Raw genomic sequence first — 14,765 nt, 5'->3', positions numbered from 1 at the left:
CCGGCACCTCCGGCTCCACTCCACCTCGCGCCGCCTGTGGGGCCGTCCACCCTACGGATGTCGAACCGTCCCTGCCACGGACGGAACGGGACTCAGTGCTCGCTCTCCTCACCGATATGCCTGACCGGCTGGTTTATGCGGGCGGGCGTCATGGTGATCCCGGCCGTGGCCAACATGATCTCCATGGTGCGGGCCCGGACGCCGATCGAGTACAACCTGGTCGGCCAACGGGACATGTGTGTGTCCGTGGTCTTTCCCGGTCTTCTGTTCTTCGCGGTCCGACCATCGGCCGGCACGGCCTCATCGGGCTCCTCGGCGTCGCGGTCATGGCCGGGGCGGACCTGTCCGGTTCGGATTCCAGGGTGAGTCACCACATCACCGAGGTTGATACGGGTATGGGTGTCCCCGGTTCAGGAGGGCAGAACAGGTGACGAGTGACCGCACGGGTCGTGGCAGGGGCTCCGAAGTGCACGGGATCTTCCAGAGGATCGCCGGGTACTACGACCGGATGAACTTCGTCATGACGCTCGGCCGTCATGAGAAATGGTGCCGGGAGGTGGCCGCACGCGTCGCGCCCGCCGAGGGTGGACAGTTGCTGGATCTGGCCACGGGGACGGGTGCGATCGCTCTGGAAGTGGCCCGCAGGTGCCCCACCGCCACAGTGACCGGCGTCGATTTCTCGGAGGAGATGCTGCGCCGGGCGAAGGCCAAGCCCGGAGCCGACACGGTGCGCTGGCAGCACGCGGACGCGGCCAGTCTGCCGTTTCAGAACGAGTCCTTCGACGGAATCACCGAGGGCTATCTCCTCAGAAACGTCGGGGACCTGGACCGAGTGCTCCGCGAACAGCACCGGGTTCTCAAGCCAGGCGGCCGCCTCGTGGTCCTCGAAACGTGCCCCCCGAGTGGCCTGGTTGAGCCCGTCGTGAAGTGGGGAATGCGCGTCATCGTTCCGCTGCTGGGGCAGGTTGTGGCGCACGACCGAACGTCCTACACCTATCTCGAATCCAGCACCCGCGCCTTCGAATCACCGCAGAGCATCGCCGGTGTGCTGCGCGGGCTCGGGTTCAAGGACATCGGATGGCGCAAGAAATTCTTCGGTACGAACGTAATCCTGTGGGCCACCAAGGCGAATTGACGGCCGACCGCGACACGCTCCGGACGTACACGCCCCCTGCGACACCGAGGGCCCCCGCCGCTCAGCCCTGGAGAGCCAGTGGCCGCTCAGGCCGGGGGAGCCAGTGGCCGCTCCCGCACCCGCCTCAGCTGGGACTCGAACACCTCCCGCGCCTGCGGTGTCAGCGTCCGCAGCGCCACCAGCGCCGTGATCGCCACATCGCACAGCTCGGCCTGGACGTCTTCCCACGTGTGCGTCACACCCTTGCGCGGGTTCTGCCCGGTCGCCCCGATCACCGCCTCGGCGACCTCTCCGACCTCCTCCGAGAGCTTGAGGATGCGCAGGAGGACGCCGTCCGGGCCGGTGGCTTCGCGGGTCGCCTCCAGGCGGGACCAGAGTTCGTCGATCGCCGGCCAGAGGCCGGCAGCGGTGTTCGGGGCGCTCATGGTCCCGCAGCCTGCCATGCCGGCGCGGGAGGCAACCGGCTACTCCTCGAACAGCACCTCCTGCTCCCCCTCCGCCTTCGCCCGCACCCGCCTGTTCCGTGCCCCCACCACCACCGCCGTTGCGGCCGCCGCCACCCCCAGCGCCGCCGGCACCATCCACCCCCGGTCGAACACATGGCCAAGGGCGTGGTCCAGGGACAGGCGGCCCGGGCCGGTCACCGCGAGACCCGCCGCGGCCAGACCCAGAATCGCCGCGTGCTCGTAGCCGCCCTCCTGGGCGAAGAAGCCGTTGGGCATGTGGACCGCCGAGGCCCCGGCCATCGCGCCGGCCGCCGCCGCGCCCGCCGCCGGGGTCGCGAGGCCGAGGGCCAGCAGTGCGCCGCCGCCGGCCTCCGCCAGCCCCGCGGCCGTCGCGCTCGCCTTGCCGGGTGCGTAGCCGACGGACTCCATGAACTGGCCGGTGCCCTCAAGGCCGTGCCCGCCGAACCAGCCGAACAGCTTCTGCGCGCCGTGCGCCGCCAGCACCCCGCCCGTCCCCAGCCGGAGCAGCAGCAGGCCCAGATCACGTCGGTCATAACAGGTCACGGTGACTCCCAAGGCGGACAAGCAGACTGGCGGACAGGTCCCCTCCCGCTGTTCCACCGTCGCACCCTTCACACCGCCGGGCCCGTCCTGGATGGCGTTCGGGTGGCGGGTCCGGGGGAGCGGTGTGACCCTTGCGCCATGACGATTCAGCCAGCCAAGCTCAGCGATCCGTCCGTCCGGGCCTTCGTCAATGCCGTCAACTCCCACGACCGCGAGGGCTTCATGGCGCTGCTCGCGCCGGGGGCGACCATGGCCGACGACGGCTCGGACCGCGACCTCGCCGATTGGATCGACCGGGAGATCTTCTCCTCCCACGGCCACCTGGAGGTCGACAACGAGTCCAATGGCGGCCTTGCCCTCGTCGCCCGCTACCGCAACGACACCTGGGGCGAGATGCGCACCCGGTGGACCTTCACCGTCGAGGACGACGGGCGCATCTCGCGGTTCGAGACCGGGCAGGCGTGAGCGGCCTCCCCCTGGGGCTTGCCCTCGGGTGCGCTTCAACTCCTGGCCTCCGGGGGCATGGAGACCACCACCAGGACACTGGGACGCAGCGGAATCGTCGTGAGTGCGCTCGGCTTCGGATGCTGGGTCATCGGCGGTGAATGGCAGGCCGCCGACGGGCAGCCGCTGGGCTGGGGCACGGTCGACGACGAGGAGTCCGTACGGGCCGTCCGCCGCGCACTCGACCTCGGCGTCACCTTCTTCCACACCGCCGACGTCTACGGCACCGGGCACAGCGAGGAGGTCCTGGGCCGGGCCCTCGGCAAACGCCGGGACGAAGTCGTCCTCGCCACCAAGTGGGGCAACGTCTTCGACGCCGGCACCCGCACCCTGACCGGCTCCGACGACACCCCCGCGCACGCCCGCCGCGCCCTGACCGCCTCCCTGCGCCGCCTCGGCACCGACCTGTACCAGCTGCACCTCTTCGATGCCGACCCGGTCCGCGCCGCCGAACTCCGTGATTCCTGCGAGGAGTTCGTGAAGGAGGGCCTCGTCCGTGCCTACGGCTGGAGCACCGACGACCCCGAGAGCGCCGCCGTGTTCGCCCAGGGCCCGCACTGCACGGCCGTACAGCACCGGCTCAACGTGCTGCAGGACGCGCCGGATCTCGTGCGGCTGTGCGAGCGGCTGGAGTTGGCGAGCGTCGACCGCAGTCCGCTCGCCATGGGACTGCTGGGCGGCAAGCGGCGCGGGGCGCCGGCGCCCGGGGACATCCGCAGCAGGCCGCCGGCCTGGCTCGAGGGTTTCCAGCAGGGGACGGGGGCCGGCCCGGACTGGGTGGCCCGGGTCGGCGCCCTGCGGGGCGTCCTCACCAGCGACGGCCGTACCCCCGCCCAGGGCGCCCTGGCCTGGCTGTGTGCGCGCAGCCCGCGTACCGTGCCCATCCCCGGCTTCCGTTCCGTCGCGCAGGCCGAGGAGAACGCGGGCGCGATCGCCAAGGGGCCGCTCACGCCGGTCAGTTGGCCGAGGTCGACCTCCTGCTCGGGCGATGAGCGGCCCCCACGGGACGTGCGGCGGTGTCCGTAGCCGTAACCGCCGTACCGGTGCTGCGCGTACTGCAGCTGCCGGGAGCCGGACGACGAGGTGGACGACGTCGCCTTGCCCTGGGTGAAGGAGCCGTCGACCTTGGTGACGTTCAGGGACAGGGCGCCCACCGCGCTCGCCACGCCCTGCCGCGCGGCGACCTGCTCGACCAGCGAGGACTTCAGGGCCTGACCCCCCTGTGTCATCACCGGTCCGAGCTCTGGCCGGCCCCCTTCGCCGCCGCTGTGGGCGCGGCCACAAGCTGGGCAGGAACCTTGGACGCGCCCTGGGTAAAAGATGTGTCAGAGCTGAGAAAGAGGCGTGGGTGACCAAATTTTCATAAGACGGCAAATTCCCCCGCCATTGAGGGCGTCCTGCCAGGAAAGCCCTGTTGAGTGCGGTGTACGGTCCCGGGGTGCGTGATTGTTCCCGGCTCAGTCGGCGTGCCGTCCTCGGACTGACGGCCGCCGCCCTTCCCCTGTCCGCGGCCGCCCCGGCCGCCGCCACCGAGGCAACCGTCGGCGGTGAGCGGCTGGCCCGTTCGGGCATCCAGGTGCGCGGTGCCACCGGAGTGCCCGGGAAGCTCACCGCCCGCTCGTGGCTGGTCGCCGACTGCGAGAGCGGTGAGGTGCTCGCCTCCTTCGACGCGCACCGGCGCCTCGCGCCCGCGTCCACCCTGAAGATGCTGTTCGCGGACACCGTGCTGAGGAAGTTCGACCGGACCGAGCGGTACGAGGTCACCGACGCGGACCTCGCCGACATCCCGGCCGGCTCCAGCCTCGTCGGCATCAAGCCCGGCATCACCTACACCGTGGAGCAGCTGTGGCAGGGAGTGTTCCTGCGTTCCGGCAACGACGCGGTGCACGTGCTCGCGCACATGAACGGCGGCGTCGCCAGGACGGTCGCCGAGATGCAGGCCAAGGCAGAGGACCTCCAGGCCCTGGACACCCATGTGGTCAGCCCCGACGGCTTCGACCACAAGGGCCAGCTCTCCTCGGCGTACGACCTCACGCTCTTCGCCCGCCACGGCCTCAAGAACGCCGACTTCCGCGCCTACTGCGGCACGCGGACCGCCGACTTCCCGGCGGGCGGCAAGAAGACCTTCCAGATCCAGAACACCGACCGTCTGCTCACCGGGGCCTGGGGGCTCGGCACGTACGACGGGCTGATCGGTGTGAAGAACGGTTACACCAGCCATGCCGGCAACACCTTCACCGGTGCGGCCACCCGGGGCGGTCGCACCCTGCTGGTCACCGTGATGCATCCCGCCACCGGCGGCAACGCCGTGTACGAGCAGACCGCCGCACTCCTCGACTGGGGCTTCGGGCACGGGCGTTCGGCACAGGCGGTGGGCACCCTGGTGGAACCGCTCAGCGAGGGCGGGGCGAGCGCGAGTCCGGCGCCCACGCGCAAGGCGGCGCGGGCCGCGGCCGGTGCTCCCGGCTCGGCGCCGGGAAGCCCCTCGGTGTGGCGGCTGGTGGAAGGCGGCGCGGGGACGGCGGCACTGCTGGGAGCGGGGGCCTGGGCGCTGCGGCGCAAGGTCCGGGCGAGGGCGGCCACGGGCCAGGAGGAGGCGGAGAACGAGTCCGGGGGACGTCACCGGCGCTGAGCCGCCGGGCGGCGTACTGCGGCAGCCGTTCCACCGACCGGTGCGCACCCCGCGGTCCCACGCGAGGTCCACCCCCAGCTCCGGTCCGGTGGAACGGCTGCCGTCTCCCCCCTCGGTGTGGCTACGGAACCCCCACGCTCCAAGTGTGAAGCTCTTGTGGAGGAAAGTTGAGCATATGGGGCCGACCGGCCGCAATATCGCGGACGTTCAAATTCCGTTTGTGTAAGTTGACGGGTTGGGTTCCGTTCCTTCCTCAGCCCCGCCCGATGTAGGGCATCGCCGTCGCCAGCACCGTCGCGAACTGCACGTTCGCCTCCAGCGGCAGCTCGGCCATGTGCCGCACGGTGCGCGCCACGTCGGCCACGTCCATCACCGGCTCGGCAGCGATCTCCCCGTTGGCCTGGAGCGCCCCGGTCCGCATCCGGGCCGTCATGTCGGTGGCCGCGTTGCCGATGTCGATCTGCCCGACCGCGATGCGGTAGGGCCGCCCGTCCAGGGACAGCGACTTGGTCAGGCCGGTCAGCGCGTGCTTGGTGGCGGTGTAGGCGACCGAGTGCGGCCGGGGCGTGTGCCCGGAGATGGAGCCGTTGTTGATGATCCGGCCGCCCTGCGGGTCCTGCTCCTTCATCCGCCGGTACGCCGCCTGCGCGCACAGGAACGCCCCGTTGAGATTGGTGTCCACCACGTGCCGCCAGGCGTCGTAGGGCAGTTCCTCGACGGGCACCCCGCCGGGGTCGAAGGTGCCCGCGTTGTTGAACAGCAGGTCGACGCGCCCGAACCGCTCGACGGTCGCCGCGAACAGCGCCTTCACGTCCTCGGGCCGGGACACGTCGGTGCGCACGGCGAGCCAGGGGCCCTGCGGCACCAGCGCCGCCGTCGCCTCCAGCCTCTCCGTGCGCCGGCCGGCCAGGACCACCGACCAGCCGGCGCGCAGCAGTTCCACTGCGACGGCCCGCCCGATGCCGGAACCGGCGCCGGTCACCACCGCGATCTTCGATTGCCTGTCAGTCATGGCTCCGCAGCCTAGGCGGGATGTCCGCCATGCGAAATCAGCTGTCCGCCATACGGCTACCCGACGACGGTGGCCACCTCGTCCCCGGGGTAGCGCACCCCGATCCGCTCCCGGATCGCGTCCAGCGTGCGCATCACCGCGAGGCTGCCCTCCAGCGGCACCAGCGGTGACTCCTTCTCGCCGGCCCGCAGGGCCCGCATGACCTCCTTCGCCTCGTGCCGGAGGCTGGTGCGCGGGCCGTCGGCCGGGGCGGCGGCGAACTCCTCGGGGCCACGGCCGTCGCGGTGCAGCACGAAACGCTCGGGGTAGAAGAAGCCGGAGGGGATGTCGATCCGGCCGCACGAGCCGGTGACCGACGCGGTGACCGCCGTACCGCCGACGATCGAGCAGTGCACCGAGGCCAGCGCCCCGCTCCGCCAGGACAGCAGCGCACCCGTCTGAAGGTCGACGCCCTCCTCGGAGAGCACCGCCCGCGCGGCCACCTCGTCCGGCTCGCCCAGCAGCAACTGCGCGAACGACACCGGGTACACCCCCAGGTCCAGCAGGGCTCCACCGCCGAGCGCGGGATCCCGCAGCCGATGGGCCGGCGGGAAGGGCCCGGCGAGCCCGAAGTCGGCCTGCACCGACCGCACCTCGCCGATCGCCCCGTCCTCCACCAGCGCCTTCAGCCGCCGGACCAGCGGGTTGCAGTACATCCACATCGCCTCCATCAGGAAGCGGTCGTGCTCCTTCGCCAGCGCCACCAGTTCCTCGGCCTCGCGGACGTTGAGCGTGAACGCCTTCTCGCACAGCACGTTGCGCCCGGCCGCCAGGCACAGCCCGGCCGCGGCCCGGTGCGCCGAGTGCGGGGTGGCGACGTAGACGACATCGATGTCCGCGTCCAGGGCCAGGGACTCCCAGTCGCCGTAGGCCCGTGTCACCCCGAACCGCTCGGCGAACGCCTCCGCCGACTCCCGGCTGCGCGAGGCCACCGCCACGATCTCCGCGTCCGGCAGATCCACCAGATCCGCCGCGAAGGCCGCCGCGATCCCGCCCGTCGCCAGGATCCCCCACCGCACGCTCTGCTCCGCCATCCCGCCCCGCCCTCGCTCATGTGTGCCTCGGCAGTGTGTACGAGCTGAGAGCATAGGTGCCGGTTCCACAGGAGAGGGAGGGACGCATGCCCGAGCACGCGGCGGCACCGACACCGGACACCGGGCACGAACCCACCACCGCACGGTCCTCGGCCACCCCCCGCCGCACCGGCCTGCTCCTCACTCTCGTCCTGGGCGGCCTCACCGCCACACCCCCGCTCGCGATGGACATGTACCTCCCGTCCCTGCCGGAGGTCACCCGCTCCCTGCACACTCCGGCCGCCACCGTCCAGCTCACCCTCACCGCGTGTCTGGCCGGCATGGCGCTGGGGCAGTTGGTCGTGGGCCCCATGAGCGACCGCTTCGGCCGCCGCCGTCCCCTGCTCATCGGCCTCGCCGTCTACCTTCTCGCCACCGCCCTGTGCGCGGTGGCGCCGAACGTCGAGACCCTGGTCGCCTTCCGGCTGGCACAGGGCCTCGCGGGCGCGGCAGGCATCGTCATCGCGCGGGCCGTCGTACGCGACCTGTACGACGGCATGGCCATGGCCCGCTTCTTCTCCTCCCTGATGCTGATCTCCGGCGTCGCACCGATCGTGGCGCCGCTGATCGGCGGGCAGATCCTCAGGGTCACGGACTGGCGGGGCGTGTTCATCGTCCTCACCGTGGTCGGAGCCGCCCTCGCCGCCCTCGTATGGCTGCGACTGCCCGAGACCCTGCCGCCCGCCGGCCTCCCCCACTCTCGGCTCCGCTCGAGCGGGGGGACCCCCATCGGCGGGGGAGTGGGGGAGGCCCTGCGCGCGATGCGCGGCCTCCTCGCCGACCTGCCCTTCAGCGGCTACATGCTCACCGGCGGCTTCGCCTTCGCCGCGCTGTTCGCCTACATAAGTGCCTCGCCGTTCGTCATCCAGGACCTCTACGGCGCCTCCCCGCAGACCTTCAGCCTGCTCTTCGGGCTCAACTCGGTCGGGCTGGTGGTCGCCGGGCAGGTCAACGGCAAGCTGCTGGTGGGCCGGGTCGGGCTGGACAAGGTGCTCGCCACCGGCCTCGCGGTGATCGTGCTCGCCGCGGCCGCCCTGCTGCTGATGACCACGGGCGCCTTCGGAAAGGTCGGCCTCGCCCCGATCGCCGCCGCCCTGTTCGTCCTCATGTCCGCGATGGGCATCACCCTGCCCAACGCCCAGTCCCTCGCCCTGCTGCGCACCCGGCACGCCGCCGGCTCCGCCTCCGCCCTGCTCGGCACCTCCTCCTTCCTCGTCGGAGCGATCGCCTCCCCGCTCGTCGGCGTCGCCGGAGAACACACCGCCGTGCCCATGGCGATCGTCCAACTGGCGGGAGCACTGGTCGCGACGGCCTGCTTCGTGGGAATGTGCCGTCCCTGGAACACACATGCGGGGTCGGAGGGAGACCAGAACTGAGCACACCGCGACTGCGCGCCGGCACACCCGAACGAGCCGGGCTCGACCCCGTGGAACTCGGGCACCTGACCGGCGAGGTGCACGCCCTCACCACCGGAGCCCGACCCTGGGCGGCCGGTGCCGTCGTGCTGGCCGGACGCGGCCCCGTGATCACCGTCGCCGAGGCCGCGGGCTGGGCGGTGCGCTACGCCTCCTACGACCCCGGAACCGACACCGGCGTCGAACTGCCGCCCGGCGCCCGGATCCCGGCCACCGTCGACACCCCCTTCGACCTCGCCTCCCTCACCAAGCTGTTCACCTCCGTCGCCGCCGTGCAGCAGATCGAACGCGGCACCCTCGGCATGGACGCCCGCGTCGGCGCCTACCTGCCCGAGTTCACCGGCGCCGCCGAACACGGCGTCACCGTACGGCAGCTGCTCACCCACACCTCCGGACTGCGCCCCGAACTCCCGCTGTACGACTGCCCGGACGACACCGCCCGCCTCGCCCTGCTCCGCGCCGAGGCACCCACCGCCGAGCCCGGCACCCACCTCTACTCGGACCTGAACATGCTCCTCCTCCAGTTCGTCCTGGAGCGGATCACCGGCCGTCCCCTCGACGTCCTGATCGAGGAGGGCATCACCCGCCCGCTCGGCATGACCGCGACCGCCTTCGGGCCCTGCCGCGGCGCGGCGGCCACCGAGGACCAGCGGCGGCCCTGGGCGAAGGCGGACCGGGGAATGCTCCGGGGCGAGGTCCACGACGAGAACGCCTGGGCGCTCGGCGGGGTGGCGGGCCACGCGGGCCTCTTCTCCACCGCCGGCGACCTCGCGGTCTTCTGCCGGGCCCTGCTGGCGGGCGGCGCGTACGGCCCCGCGCGCATCCTCGGCCCCGACTTCGTGGAACTGCTGCTGACCCCGCCGGGCCTGGGCTTCGCCATGGACCAGCCGTGGTTCATGGGCGAGCTGGCCGGCAGGGGAGCGGCGGGCCACACGGGGTTCACGGGGACCTCGCTGGTCCTGGATCCGGCGACGGACACGTTCCTGGTGCTGCTGGCGAACACCGTGCACCCGAGGAGACGACCACCGGACAGCAGGCCACGGGCGGCTCTGGGCACACTTCTGGCAAGGGCGGTGATCTGAGCCCCGACCACCCGTCTCCAGCCGTCCGAGACGGGTGGGGGCGGGCACGGGCCGGGGTGGGGCGGCGGAGCCCCCAGCGGGCCCGGGCACCGGCTGGGCGCCATAGAATCACCGGGTGAACGACCCCGTACGCCCGGCGGAGCACCTACGCGCGGCCCTGGACGACGTCCTCGCCGGACTCCCGCCCAAGCAAGCAGCCGGAGCGGTCGAAAGGCTGATCGCCCACTACCGTGGGGAAACCCCCACCACCGCCCCGATCCTCCGCGACCGCGCCGACGTCGCCGCCTACGCCGCCTACCGCATGCCGGCCACCTTCGAGGCAGTCCGCTCGGCCCTGGAGGCGTTCGCAGCAGCCGTACCCGACTGGACGCCCGGCAGCCATGCCGACGTCGGCGGCGGCACCGGCGCCGCGACCTGGGCCGTCACGGCGACCTGGCCCGGCGAGCGCAGCGTCACCGTGCTGGACTGGGCCGAGCCCGCGCTCGCCCTCGGCCGGGAGATCGCCGCGGCCAACCCGGCACTGCGGGACGCCCGCTGGCAGCGGGCCCGGATCGGCACGGCGCTCACCCTCGAGCCCACCGATCTCGTCACCGTGTCCTACGTCCTCAACGAGCTCGCCGAGGCCGACCGCGCCGCCCTCGTCGACGCGGCCGCGGCCGCCGCCCGGTCCGTCCTGATCGTGGAGGCCGGCACCCCCGCCGGCTACGCCCGGGTCATCGAGGCCCGCGACCGGCTGATCCGCGCCGGATTCCGCGTCGCCGCCCCCTGCCCGCACAGCGCCGCCTGCCCCATCGCCCCCGGCACCGACTGGTGCCACTTCTCCGCCCGGGTCAGCCGCTCCTCCCTGCACCGCCAGGTCAAGAGCGGCTCCCTGCCGTACGAGGACGAGAAGTTCAGCTACGTCGCCGCCACCCGGCTGCCGGTGGAGCCGGCCCCCGCCCGGGTGGTGCGGCGCCCGCAGATCCGCAAGGGCCAGGTGCTCCTCGACCTGTGCGAGGCGGACGAGCGGCTGCGCCGTACGACGGTCACCAAGCGCCACGGCGACCTGTACCGGGCGGCCAGGGACGCGGGCTGGGGCGACCCGTGGCCGCCGGAGGGCTCGCCCGCCTAGTGCTGTGACCGGAAGGGTTCACCGGCTCGCGACGCCCGGCACGGCACCTCGCCGCGTTGTCGCATCACCCGAGTACATCCAGTACGCGGGCGATGCTCCGCCTCGCGATGCTCCCCCCTGCCTGAACGGCGTGGGAGGTGCCCCCAGCACCGGACGCCGCGAGCTGTCCGGCAAACCTTTCCGGTCACGGCACCAGCCGACGGGCTTGTTAGCGTCACCCCATGGTCAAGAAGCCCGCCCCCGACGCCACCCGACGCAGCGAGAAGTCCCGCCGGGCGATCTACGCCGCCGCCCTCGCCCTGGTCGGCGAGGTCGGATACCCGAAGACCACCGTCGAGGGCATCGCCGTCCGGGCCGGGGTCGGCAAACAGACGATCTACCGGTGGTGGGGGTCCAAGGCGGACGTGCTGCTGGAGGCCTTCCTGGAACTCGGCGAGGAGGCGGCGCGGGCGGCGGGACAGGAGCCGTACGCCATCCCCGACACGGGTGACCTCGCCGCCGACCTCAAGGCGGTGCTGCGGGCCACGGTCGACGAACTCCTCGAGCCGCGCTTCGAGGTGCCCGCCCGCGCGCTCGCCGCCGAGGGCCTGGTCAACGAGCAGCTCGGCCGCGAGTTCGTCACCAAGCTCCTCGAACCCCAGCTCCAGTTGTACGTCGACCGGCTGCGCTCCGCGCAGGACGCCGGGGGCGTACGGGCCGACATCGATCCGCGGATCGCGCTGGAGCTGTTCGTCTCGCCTCTCGCGCAACGGTGGCTGCAACGCACGGGGCCGATCTCGTACGCGTACACGGACACGTTGGTCGAGTACGCACTGCACGGCATCGCACCTCACTGATCCCGGGCCGCCCACCCGAGTGCCCCGAATACCCCCCCAGGCCCCCCGAAGCAGAAGAAGATGGGACGATAGGGCATGCTGTCCGCACAACAGCGAGGCGACCACCAAACCGAGGGGATAGATGAGCGCGACGTTCGGCGGTCGGACCGGCCGGCAGGGCAAACTCTCCCAGTGGCTGCGCGGACGCCGCCCGAAGGAGGCCGCCGCCGACGCCGGCGGCCGTGAGGCCCTGCTGCTCTCCGCCGCCGCAGCGGGACTGCCCCTCGCACCCGCCGCGCATCCCGCCGACGGCTACCGATGTTCCTGCGACCGCGTCGGCTGTCCCACTCCGGCCCGGCACCCGGTGTCGTTCGCGTGGCAGACCCAGTCCACGACGGACCGTGCGCAGATCGAGCGCTGGGCCCTGCACCAGCCGCAGGCCAACTTCATCACCGCGACCGGCATGGTGCACGACGTCCTCGACGTACCCCTGCAGGCCGGCCGGGAGGCGCTGGACCGGCTGCTCGGCGCCGGTGTCGAGGTCGGGCCGGTCGCCGAGAGCGACGACGGCCGCATGCTGTTCTTCACCCTCACCCGGGGCACCCCCGAGGACGAGGACGAGTGGTGGCCCTGCGAGCTGGACTGCCACCCCGAGACCATGGACGAGCACCCCGGGCTGCGCTGGCACTGCCGCGGCTCCTACGTCCTCGTACCGCCCGCCCGGCTGCCCGGCGACGACCAGCGGGTGCACTGGGTACGCGGCCCGGAGCACCCGCTGCCCGACCCGCTGACCCTGCTCGAGGCGCTCACGGACGCCTGCGCCCGCCACGTCGGCGCGGAGGCCGACCAGCCAGGCGCCGCCTGGCCTCTGCGGCACTGAGCCCCTGCCGGGGGACCTACTCGGCCTGTGCGGCCGTCAGCCCCTGGACCTGTCCCAGCGCCGCCTGGCCTCTGCGGCACTGAGCCCCTGCCGGGGGACCTACTCGGCCTGCGCGGCCGTCAGCCCCTGGACCTGCCCCAGGACCGACACCGGGCCGCTGCCCGCCGGGTCCAGGGCGGCCTCGTTGGAGACGATCTCCAGCGTCAGCGACTGCTTGATCTCGCCCTTGGTCAGGGCCTGCACGTCCTTGTTCGGGGTCGGGACGGAGGTGCCCGCGGCCGCGGTCCGCTTCTCGTAGTGGTGCGTGGTGAAGAACACCAGCGCCCCGCCGTCCACCGTGCGCAGCGCGAGCGGCGCGTAGTCGCCGTGGGTCAGCGGCTCGTCGATGTACTGCCGGACCAGGCCCGGCTTCTTCGCCTGCTTCGCGCGGTCCGCGCGCCAGCCGCTGGTGTCCCGGCCGTTCGCGAAGGTCTTCCCGCCGCTCTGCAGATAGCGCGCGTAGGCCTTGCTCAGACCGGCCGGCGGAACGGCCAGGTGCGCGGAGTCGGCGGGCACGGTCTCGGCGAAGCCGTCCCCGTCCTTCTTGAACTCCGGTACGTCACCGGGCGCGAGCAGCGTCAGATACGCCACCTTCCACGGTTCGCCGAGGTCGTGGCGGGTGAACACCAGCAGCCAGCGGGCGTTGCCCCCCAGGTTGCCCTTGGCGTCCGCGACGAACCAGCGGGGCCAGCCGGCCTTCTTCGGGATCGTGAACTTCGCGTCCGTCAGCTCCAGCGAGGTGTGGTTGGCGTTGCCCGACGGGCTGTTGACGTGCCCGGCCTTCAGCCGGGCACCGTCGATGTCGGCGAGGGCGCCGGTGACGTGGTCCGCGTCCAGGGAGCGGTCAAAGGCCTGGTCGGCCTTGTTGTACGCGTCCGTGAACCGGGTCAGGGCCCTGGCGGCCTCGGCGCGGGTGGCGGCGGGGAGCACCTCGCGTTCCCCGTGCACCACCACGCATCCACTCGCCGTCACCGACAAAGCGGTCAGCGAGGCCGCTATGAGTGTGTTCCGGCCACGCCTGCGAAGCCCACGACGACTGCGATCCCTGCTCATGAGGTGCCTTCACCCTCCCCTTTCCGGAGGCGAACCCTACCGGGACGGGGAGACGCGCGGGTGGCCGGTTCCGATACTCGGGGCCGTCACTCGGACGCCGGGACCCTGTCCTCCACCGCGGGAGTCGCCTCGTCGTTCTGCCGGCCCTTCAGCCAGGCGATGAACTCGGGCGTGACCAGGAAGACGGACAGGGTCGGCACCAGGTAGAGGGCCCACACCGTCAGCTGCACGACCGTCGGGTCGGGCTGGAAGTTGAAGACGCCCTTGAGCAGGGTGCCGTACCAGCTGTCGGGCGGGATCGTGCCGCTGATGTCGAAGGCCAGGTCGGAGATGCCCGGGATCCAGTTGGCCTCCTGGAGGTCGTGGAAGCCGTACGCCAGCACGCCCGCCGCGACCACGACCAGCATGCCGCCGGTCCAGGTGAAGAACTTGGCCAGGTTGATCCGCAGCGCGCCCCGGTAGAACAGCCAGCCCAGGAGGACCGCCGTGGCGAGGCCGAGCGCCACGCCGATCAGCGGGCGCGGGGTGCCGTCGGAGGCCGCGTGCACCGAGGCCCACACGAACAGGGCGGTCTCCAGGCCCTCCCGGCCGACGGCCAGGAACGCGGTGGCGACCAGCGCGCCCGTGCCCATGGCGAGGGCCGCGTCCAGCTTGCCGTGCAGCTCCGATTTCAGGTGCCGGGCGGTGCGCCGCATCCAGAACACCATCCAGGTCACCAGACCGACGGCGACGATGGACAGTGAGCCGCCGAGCGCCTCCTGCGCCTCGAACGTCAGCTCCTGCGAGCCGAACTGGAGGGCGCAGCCGAAGCCCATCGCGATGGCGATGGCGCTGCCGATGCCGATCCAGATCGGCTTCAGGGCGTCCCTGCGGCCGGTCTTGACCAGGTAGGCGATCAGGATGCAGACGACGAGGCCGGCTTCCAGGCCCTCGCGCAGAGCGATCAGGTAGTTGGAGAACACGGG

The 14,765-nt window shown here is 72.2% G+C and carries 14 protein-coding genes and 2 pseudogenes; 9 read left to right on the top strand and 7 right to left on the bottom strand.

Annotation, left to right across the window (positions count from 1 at the left end; genetic code table 11):
• Positions 1-92: 92 nt before the first annotated feature.
• On the bottom strand, positions 93-236 hold the full coding sequence (locus ACFZDC_RS22745; RefSeq protein WP_391326458.1) for a hypothetical protein: 144 nt from the start codon (positions 234-236) through the stop codon (positions 93-95).
• Positions 237-466: 230 nt separating this feature from the next.
• On the opposite strand from ACFZDC_RS22745, the gene ACFZDC_RS22740 reads away from it, so the two are divergent.
• The gene (locus ACFZDC_RS22740; RefSeq protein ID WP_391326456.1) at positions 467-1,135 is read left to right on the top strand and encodes a ubiquinone/menaquinone biosynthesis methyltransferase; all 669 of its coding nucleotides are present in this window, start codon (positions 467-469) and stop codon (positions 1,133-1,135) included.
• Positions 1,136-1,221: 86 nt separating this feature from the next.
• Here ACFZDC_RS22740 and ACFZDC_RS22735 read toward each other — a convergent pair whose 3' ends face one another.
• On the bottom strand, positions 1,222-1,560 hold the full coding sequence (locus ACFZDC_RS22735; protein ID WP_391326454.1) for a MazG-like family protein: 339 nt from the start codon (positions 1,558-1,560) through the stop codon (positions 1,222-1,224).
• Positions 1,561-1,599: 39 nt separating this feature from the next.
• A complete protein-coding gene (locus ACFZDC_RS22730) occupies positions 1,600-2,145 on the bottom strand; it encodes a DoxX family membrane protein (protein ID WP_391326452.1) in 546 nt (181 codons plus the stop codon).
• 138 nt (positions 2,146-2,283) lie between these two features.
• Here ACFZDC_RS22730 and ACFZDC_RS22725 point away from each other — a divergent pair, with 138 nt between their 5' ends.
• From ACFZDC_RS22725 to ACFZDC_RS22715, 3 genes and pseudogenes are all read left to right on the top strand, one after another.
• On the top strand, positions 2,284-2,610 hold the full coding sequence (locus ACFZDC_RS22725; RefSeq protein WP_391326450.1) for a nuclear transport factor 2 family protein: 327 nt from the start codon (positions 2,284-2,286) through the stop codon (positions 2,608-2,610).
• A 57-nt stretch (positions 2,611-2,667) separates the two neighbouring features.
• Positions 2,668-3,641: pseudogene (locus ACFZDC_RS22720) on the top strand (aldo/keto reductase).
• A gap of 446 nt (positions 3,642-4,087) precedes the next feature.
• Positions 4,088-5,281, top strand: a complete 1,194-nt coding sequence (locus tag ACFZDC_RS22715; protein ID WP_391326448.1) for a D-alanyl-D-alanine carboxypeptidase family protein — start codon at positions 4,088-4,090, stop codon at positions 5,279-5,281.
• Positions 5,282-5,534: 253 nt separating this feature from the next.
• Here ACFZDC_RS22715 and ACFZDC_RS22710 read toward each other — a convergent pair whose 3' ends face one another.
• Positions 5,535-6,293: an SDR family NAD(P)-dependent oxidoreductase gene (locus ACFZDC_RS22710; RefSeq protein WP_391326446.1), complete on the bottom strand. Its 759-nt coding sequence runs from the start codon at positions 6,291-6,293 to the stop codon at positions 5,535-5,537.
• 56 nt (positions 6,294-6,349) lie between these two features.
• Positions 6,350-7,366 (bottom strand): Gfo/Idh/MocA family oxidoreductase, encoded by a 1,017-nt coding sequence (locus ACFZDC_RS22705; RefSeq protein ID WP_391326444.1) that lies wholly within the window; start codon positions 7,364-7,366, stop codon positions 6,350-6,352.
• A gap of 86 nt (positions 7,367-7,452) precedes the next feature.
• Here ACFZDC_RS22705 and ACFZDC_RS22700 point away from each other — a divergent pair, with 86 nt between their 5' ends.
• From ACFZDC_RS22700 to ACFZDC_RS22680, 5 genes are all read left to right on the top strand, one after another.
• Entirely contained in the window at positions 7,453-8,781 is a 1,329-nt protein-coding gene (locus ACFZDC_RS22700; RefSeq protein ID WP_391326442.1) for a Bcr/CflA family efflux MFS transporter, read from the top strand.
• Positions 8,733-9,902 (top strand): serine hydrolase, encoded by a 1,170-nt coding sequence (locus ACFZDC_RS22695; protein ID WP_391326440.1) that lies wholly within the window; start codon positions 8,733-8,735, stop codon positions 9,900-9,902. The genes ACFZDC_RS22700 and ACFZDC_RS22695 overlap by 49 nt, the downstream gene beginning before the upstream one ends.
• A gap of 115 nt (positions 9,903-10,017) precedes the next feature.
• Entirely contained in the window at positions 10,018-11,013 is a 996-nt protein-coding gene (locus ACFZDC_RS22690; protein ID WP_391326438.1) for a small ribosomal subunit Rsm22 family protein, read from the top strand.
• Positions 11,014-11,234: 221 nt separating this feature from the next.
• Positions 11,235-11,849: a TetR/AcrR family transcriptional regulator C-terminal ligand-binding domain-containing protein gene (locus tag ACFZDC_RS22685; RefSeq protein ID WP_391326436.1), complete on the top strand. Its 615-nt coding sequence runs from the start codon at positions 11,235-11,237 to the stop codon at positions 11,847-11,849.
• Positions 11,850-11,970: 121 nt separating this feature from the next.
• Positions 11,971-12,708: a bifunctional DNA primase/polymerase gene (locus ACFZDC_RS22680; protein WP_391326435.1), complete on the top strand. Its 738-nt coding sequence runs from the start codon at positions 11,971-11,973 to the stop codon at positions 12,706-12,708.
• 99 nt (positions 12,709-12,807) lie between these two features.
• Here ACFZDC_RS22680 and ACFZDC_RS22675 read toward each other — a convergent pair whose 3' ends face one another.
• Both ACFZDC_RS22675 and efeU read right to left on the bottom strand, forming a co-directional pair.
• Positions 12,808-13,800: a hypothetical protein gene (locus ACFZDC_RS22675; protein ID WP_391326433.1), complete on the bottom strand. Its 993-nt coding sequence runs from the start codon at positions 13,798-13,800 to the stop codon at positions 12,808-12,810.
• Positions 13,763-14,762 (bottom strand): annotated as a pseudogene (gene efeU, locus ACFZDC_RS22670) (iron uptake transporter permease EfeU); the annotation flags it as partial. The pseudogene efeU and the gene ACFZDC_RS22675, both read right to left, overlap by 38 nt.
• Between the last annotated feature and the right edge of the window lie 3 nt (positions 14,763-14,765).

This window comes from Streptomyces sp. NPDC007905, assembly GCF_042959345.1.
Taxonomy (GTDB): domain Bacteria; phylum Actinomycetota; class Actinomycetes; order Streptomycetales; family Streptomycetaceae; genus Streptomyces.
The sequence above is the reverse complement of the archived record's forward strand: the minus strand, read 5'-3'. Positions and strand labels throughout refer to the sequence as shown.

Coding starts and splice junctions, on each gene's coding strand:
- ACFZDC_RS22735 (WP_391326454.1), bottom strand. CDS start 1,560: ATGAGCGCCCCGAACACCGCTGCCGGCCTCTGGCCGGCGATCGACGAA.
- ACFZDC_RS22680 (WP_391326435.1), top strand. CDS start 11,971: ATGAGCGCGACGTTCGGCGGTCGGACCGGCCGGCAGGGCAAACTCTCC.
- ACFZDC_RS22685 (WP_391326436.1), top strand. CDS start 11,235: ATGGTCAAGAAGCCCGCCCCCGACGCCACCCGACGCAGCGAGAAGTCC.
- ACFZDC_RS22710 (WP_391326446.1), bottom strand. CDS start 6,293: ATGACTGACAGGCAATCGAAGATCGCGGTGGTGACCGGCGCCGGTTCC.
- ACFZDC_RS22675 (WP_391326433.1), bottom strand. CDS start 13,800: ATGAGCAGGGATCGCAGTCGTCGTGGGCTTCGCAGGCGTGGCCGGAAC.
- ACFZDC_RS22705 (WP_391326444.1), bottom strand. CDS start 7,366: ATGGCGGAGCAGAGCGTGCGGTGGGGGATCCTGGCGACGGGCGGGATC.
- ACFZDC_RS22700 (WP_391326442.1), top strand. CDS start 7,453: ATGCCCGAGCACGCGGCGGCACCGACACCGGACACCGGGCACGAACCC.
- ACFZDC_RS22725 (WP_391326450.1), top strand. CDS start 2,284: ATGACGATTCAGCCAGCCAAGCTCAGCGATCCGTCCGTCCGGGCCTTC.
- ACFZDC_RS22745 (WP_391326458.1), bottom strand. CDS start 236: ATGTCCCGTTGGCCGACCAGGTTGTACTCGATCGGCGTCCGGGCCCGC.